The sequence below is a fragment of the Acidovorax delafieldii 2AN genome (assembly GCF_000175235.1).
GTDB classification, from domain to species: Bacteria; Pseudomonadota; Gammaproteobacteria; order Burkholderiales; family Burkholderiaceae_C; genus Acidovorax; species Acidovorax delafieldii_B.
The window spans coordinates 1-5,113 of the sequence record NZ_ACQT01000249.1 but is presented as its reverse complement, the minus strand read 5'-3'; the positions used below and the strand labels follow the sequence as shown (position 1 = coordinate 5,113).

The following is a 5,113-nucleotide window of genomic DNA, read 5'->3' as shown; positions in this document are numbered from 1 at the left end:
CCGATGGCCGAGAGAAACACGCCCGCACGCCCGGGATGCCCGCCCCACCCGACCACCACGACGTTTTTCTCGACAGCACCTTGCGCGACACCCTCGAAGCGATGCTGCTCGAAGCCGGCGACGCGGGCGACCCCGCCACGCTCAAGCAGCGCCTTGCCGCGCTGGTAGGGCGGTACTTTCCTGCCCCGCTTGCTGCCCGAGCGCTCGCCATGGCTGAACGCTACGTCGATTACCGCGTGGCGCTGGGGCAACTGCGCACTTCGGGTGACCCCGGTGATCCCGCCGTGCTGCGCAAAACCCTGGCGGCGCGTGAGCAGTTGCGCCACCAGCATTTCCAGGATGACGAATACCAGGCGCTCTTCGGGCGCGAGGCCGAGCTTGACCAGTACACTCTGGCCCAGCTGGAAATTGCCCGCAACCCCGCGCTGACGCCGGACCAGAAAGAGCATGCCTTGCGCGAGTCCCAGGCGGGCCTGTCCCCCGAGCGCCAGGCGGAACGCGCCACGGCCACCGTCCACATGGCAGTGGCCCGGCAGACTCAGGACTTCGACGCCCAGGGAATCGACGAGCGGGCCCGCTATGCCACCCGCAGTGCCCAGTACGGCGATGAAGCGGCCCACGCCCTGGCCCAGCTCGACCGCGACGAGAAAAACTGGCAAGGCCGGCTCGACCAGTACCGCCAGGCCCAGGCGCAAACCCGCGACGCGGCGGCCCTGCAGCAGGTGCGAGGGCAACTCTTCACACCCGAGGAACAGCTGCGCCTGCCCGCGGCACTGGCCCTGCGCCAGCAGCAGGACGGCGCGCGCAGGCCCTGAGTGCAAGGCACGGGCAAAAAAAGGCGCAACATCATCCTCGCATCACATGCGCCATTTATTGATATGACGCAGCATTCCTGCAAACCAGCCGGATTTCCATCTCCAAATCGCCTGAAACATGAAGGGTGGCGCGCCTACAGTGCAAGCCATTCCTCATTTTCTGACCGGAGACACCATGAACGCAGCATTGCCCCAGCAGGCCACCCAGGACGCGGCCGCCTGGGATAACCCCATGGGCACGGACGGCTTCGAATTCATTGAATTCGCGGCCCCTGACCCCCACGCCATGGGCAAGGTATTCGAGAGCATGGGGTTCCGGCCCGTGGCTCGCCACCGCCACAAGAACGTGCTGCTGTACCGCCAGGGTGAAATCAACTTCATCATCAACGCCGAGCCCGACAGCTTTGCCCAGCGCTTTGCCCGCCTGCACGGCCCCAGCGTGTGCGCCATTGCCTTCCGGGTGCACGACACCAAGGCCGCCTATGAACGTGCGCTGGGCCTGGGCGCCTGGGGCTATGCCGGCACGGCAGGCCCGGGCGAGCTCAACATCCCGGCCATCAAGGGCGTGGGCGACAGCCTGATCTACCTGGTGGACCGCTGGCGCGGGAAGAACGGCGCCCAACCAGGCGACATCGGCAACATCGGCTTCTTTGACGTGGACTTCGAACCACTGCCCGGCGTGAGCGCCGAAGACGCCCTGAACCCCGTGGGCCACGGCCTCACCTACATCGACCACCTCACGCACAACGTGCACCGCGGCCGCATGGCCGAGTGGGCCGACTTCTACGAGCGCGTGTTCAATTTCCGCGAGATCAAGTATTTCGACATCGAAGGCCAGGTCACGGGCGTCAAGAGCAAAGCCATGACCAGCCCCTGCGGCAAAATCCGCATCCCCATCAACGAAGAGGGCAAGGAAAAAGCCGGCCAGATCCAGGAGTACCTCGACATGTACAAGGGCGAGGGCATCCAGCACATCGCCATGGGATCGGGCAACCTCTACGACACCGTGGACAAGCTGCGCGCCAGCGGCGTGCGCCTGCTGGACACCCCCGACACCTACTACGAGTTGGTCGAAAAGCGCATCCCCGGGCATGGCGAGCCGGTGGCCGAATTGCAACAGCGCAAGATCCTCATCGACGGCGTGGCCGGCAAGCTGCTGCTGCAGATCTTCAGCGAAAACCAGCTGGGCCCGATCTTCTTCGAGTTCATCCAGCGCAAGGGCGACGACGGCTTTGGCAACGGCAACTTCAAAGCGCTGTTCGAGAGCATCGAACTCGACCAGATGCGCCGCGGCGTCCTGTCCAAGTAACAGCAAGTTACAGGGGTAAACCCTATAGCGGTGCCTATACTGCGCGCTCCCCGGAACTCAAAAGGATCCCGATGTCGCTCCGTAGCACCCTGTTCAGTGTTTGCATAGCCTGCATGGCCACCGCCGCGCTGGCGCAGAACGCATCTGCGCCTCTCACCATCGTGGTGCCCTACCCTGCCGGCGGCCCGCTGGACATCTCGGCGCGCATCGTGGCCGAAGGCGCGTCGGCCCAGCTGGGCACCATCACCGTGGAGAACAAGCCCGGCGCCGGTGGCGGCACCGGGGCCAACCAGGTGGCCAAGTCGCCCAAGACCAGCAACCAGCTGGTGATGGGCGCCGTGGCCACGCACGCCGTGAACCCCTGGCTGTACAAGAACTTTCCGTACAACGCCATCAAGGACTTCAAGCCCATCGCGCTCGTAGCCCGCACACCCAACGTGCTGGTGGTGAATGCGCAGCAGGCTGCCACGCTGGGCATCAAGACCACGACCGATCTGGTGCAGTACCTGAAGAAGAACCCCGACCAGGCCAAGTACGGCTCGGGCGGCAACGGCAGCATCGGCCACATCTCGGCCGAGATGTTCAAGTCGCTCACCAACACCAAGATGGGCCATACGCCGTTCCAGGGCTCCAAGCCCGCGCTCGCGGCGTTGGAGTCGGGCCAGGTGCTGATGGTGTTCGACAACCTGGCCTCGGCGCTGCCGCAGATCCAGTCGGGCAAGCTGCTGGCGCTGGGCGTGACCACACTCAGCCGCAACGAGGCACTGCCCAACGTACCCAGCATCAACGACAGCGTGCAGGGCTTCAACGTGTCCACCTGGTTTGGCCTGTTCGCACCGGCTTCGCTGCCCGATGAAGATGCCCGCCGCTACGCCACGGCCTTCACGGCCGCCATGCACTCGCCGGCTGGCAAGGAGAAGTTCAAGAAGATGGGCATCACGCCCGAAGAGCTCACGCTCGACGGGTTTGCGCAGTTTGTGCGCTCGGAATACAGCAAATACGAGTTTCTGATCCGGGCCGCAAAAATCAAGATCGAATAACCGCCGTCGGGCAGTGGCGCGCCACCCCGGGCGCGCCGACCACGACGGCAAAGGAGCACAAAATGGGACAAGCCCCTGTCGTCTATGGTCAATCCACCCGCCCACCCCGTGGCGACTACTCGCGTGCCGGCGAGGACTACACCTGCCCGCAGGACTACGCGAGCTACACCGCCGCCGACCACGATACCTACCGGCGCCTCTACGAACGCCAGCGTGCCCTGCTGCCAGGCCTGGCCAGCCAGGCGTTCATCGACGCCCTGCCTTCGCTGGGCGCGAGCGACCACATACCGCGTTTTGAAGAAGTGAACGAGCGCCTCTACAAGGCCACCGGCTGGGAGCTGGTGGGCGTGCCCGGCCTGATCCCCGAGGTGCCGTTCTTCACGCTGCTGGCCCACCGCAAGTTTCCGGTGACGGACTGGATCCGCAAGCCCGAGGAGTTTGAGTACATCGTCGAGCCCGACATCTTCCACGACCTGTTCGGCCACGTGCCGCTGCTGTTCAACCCCGTGTTTGCCGACTACGTGCAGCGCTACGGCCAGGGCGGCCTCAAGGCGCAGGGGCTGGGCGCGTGCGAGATGCTCTCGCGCTTGTACTGGTACACCATCGAGTTCGGCCTGATCCGCGAGGCGGGGAAGCTGCGGGCATACGGCGCGGGCATTTTGAGTTCGTCAGGCGAGCTGGCGTATTCGGTGCAGAGTCCGGAGCCGCAGCGCATTCCGCTGCAGCTCGCGCGCACGATGCGCACGCGCTACAAGATCGATACGTACCAGCAGACGTACTTCGTCATCGGCAGTTTTGAGCAGTTGTTCGAGATGACGGCGGCGGACTTTGCACCGATCTATGAGCGGCTCAAGGGACTGCCGGAGTTTGCAGCGGATGCGCGGGAGGCTGTAGCTACTTGAGCTTTGATCGAAATGGCTGCTGGCGCTTGTCTTTCAAGCTCCGGTAGCTCTGTTCTTTGCAGCTACTGCCGTACCACCAAGCTACTCGGGCTGATCTTGTCGAAGCCCGGGTACCACCCCAACCGTTCAGGTTGAGTTTGTCAAAGCCGGGACTTTTTTCGTCTGATTCAGAAGGCGTGCCTTTGTTGAGGGCGGAGACCTGGATGCCGCCCCCAAACCAGCCACACAGCACAGACCAGCGAACGGACCCCGACCCCGACCCCGACTTCGACTTCGACTTCGACTTCGACTTCTACAAGCCCAGCCTTACCGGACAGGCGCGCGCCGCAATGACTATAAAACAATAGCTGCTGCCGATTACTAGACAAGCACCAGAAGCCAAAAACGCCCCTCTATTCTCGCCCCATCTCCTCCAGACAAGCCTGCATCACGCGTGGATCAAACGCCATCTGCATATGCGCCAACCCCTCCACGAATCGGTTGTCCGCCCCCGGCAAAGCAGCCGTGCTCGCCGGAAAAACGATGTTGTCGCAGTTCGAATACCAGCAGGTGAACAGCGCCGCCCGCTCCGCAGGCTCAGCCCGCTGCAGCGCCCCCACCCACTCCCCCGCAAGGCTCATCTGGCGCCCGTTCACCGCCCGGCTAAAGCGGCCGGCCCAGGTGCCGCCGTGCGGCGTGCCCAGCGTGATGACGCGGTGCACGCGCGTGGCGGCGGCCTGCGCAGGCAGGGTGCGCAACCAGGCGCGCGCCACCAGACCGCCCATGCTGTGGCCCACCACCACCGGCGCCATGCCCGTGGCCTGGGTCACCCGCTGCACCGCGGCATCGAGCGTGGCCGCGTAATCGTCGATCGAGCCGAAAGCCGGCTCCAACGTGACCGCCACATGGGCGTGCCCGCGTTCCCGCAGCGCCGCCATCCACGGCAGCCAGAAGCCCCGGTTGCACAGAAAGCCATGCACCAACACCACGCCCCGGCGCGGTGTCTGCCCAGGCGGCAGGGGCGGCAGCCAGTCGGGCACCGCATCGTGGCGAAAAGGCTGGCGCCAG

6 protein-coding genes are annotated in these 5,113 nt (G+C 64.8%); 5 read left to right on the top strand and 1 reads right to left on the bottom strand.

Annotation, left to right across the window (positions count from 1 at the left end; genetic code table 11):
• The 5 genes from ACDELDRAFT_RS18930 to ACDELDRAFT_RS25210 all read left to right on the top strand — a co-directional run.
• A partial coding sequence (locus tag ACDELDRAFT_RS18930; protein WP_100084468.1) for a lipase secretion chaperone occupies window positions 1–815 on the top strand: 815 nt, incomplete at its 5' end.
• Window positions 816–990: 175 nt separating this feature from the next.
• A complete protein-coding gene (gene hppD / locus ACDELDRAFT_RS18925) occupies window positions 991–2,124 on the top strand; it encodes a 4-hydroxyphenylpyruvate dioxygenase (RefSeq protein WP_005799631.1) in 1,134 nt (377 codons plus the stop codon).
• A 71-nt stretch (window positions 2,125–2,195) separates the two neighbouring features.
• A complete protein-coding gene (locus ACDELDRAFT_RS18920) occupies window positions 2,196–3,164 on the top strand; it encodes a Bug family tripartite tricarboxylate transporter substrate binding protein (RefSeq protein WP_005799630.1) in 969 nt (322 codons plus the stop codon).
• Between the two features lie 62 nt (window positions 3,165–3,226).
• Window positions 3,227–4,066 carry a phenylalanine 4-monooxygenase gene (gene phhA, locus ACDELDRAFT_RS18915; protein ID WP_005799629.1) on the top strand — a complete coding sequence of 280 codons (840 nt, stop codon included), beginning with the start codon at window positions 3,227–3,229 and terminating at the stop codon, window positions 4,064–4,066.
• Window positions 4,067–4,269: 203 nt separating this feature from the next.
• Window positions 4,270–4,413: a hypothetical protein gene (locus tag ACDELDRAFT_RS25210; protein ID WP_005799628.1), complete on the top strand. Its 144-nt coding sequence runs from the start codon at window positions 4,270–4,272 to the stop codon at window positions 4,411–4,413.
• Between the two features lie 45 nt (window positions 4,414–4,458).
• On the opposite strand, the gene ACDELDRAFT_RS18910 is transcribed toward ACDELDRAFT_RS25210, so the two are convergent.
• Window positions 4,459–5,113, bottom strand: a 655-nt coding sequence (locus tag ACDELDRAFT_RS18910) for an esterase/lipase family protein (protein WP_005799627.1), incomplete at its 5' end; no start/stop codon positions are given.

What these genes read in the sequence shown, in the direction of transcription:
- hppD (WP_005799631.1), top strand. Translation starts at nt 991, where the DNA reads ATGAACGCAGCATTGCCCCAGCAGGCCACCCAGGACGCGGCCGCCTGG.
- ACDELDRAFT_RS18920 (WP_005799630.1), top strand. Translation starts at nt 2,196, where the DNA reads ATGTCGCTCCGTAGCACCCTGTTCAGTGTTTGCATAGCCTGCATGGCC.
- phhA (WP_005799629.1), top strand. Translation starts at nt 3,227, where the DNA reads ATGGGACAAGCCCCTGTCGTCTATGGTCAATCCACCCGCCCACCCCGT.
- ACDELDRAFT_RS25210 (WP_005799628.1), top strand. Translation starts at nt 4,270, where the DNA reads ATGCCGCCCCCAAACCAGCCACACAGCACAGACCAGCGAACGGACCCC.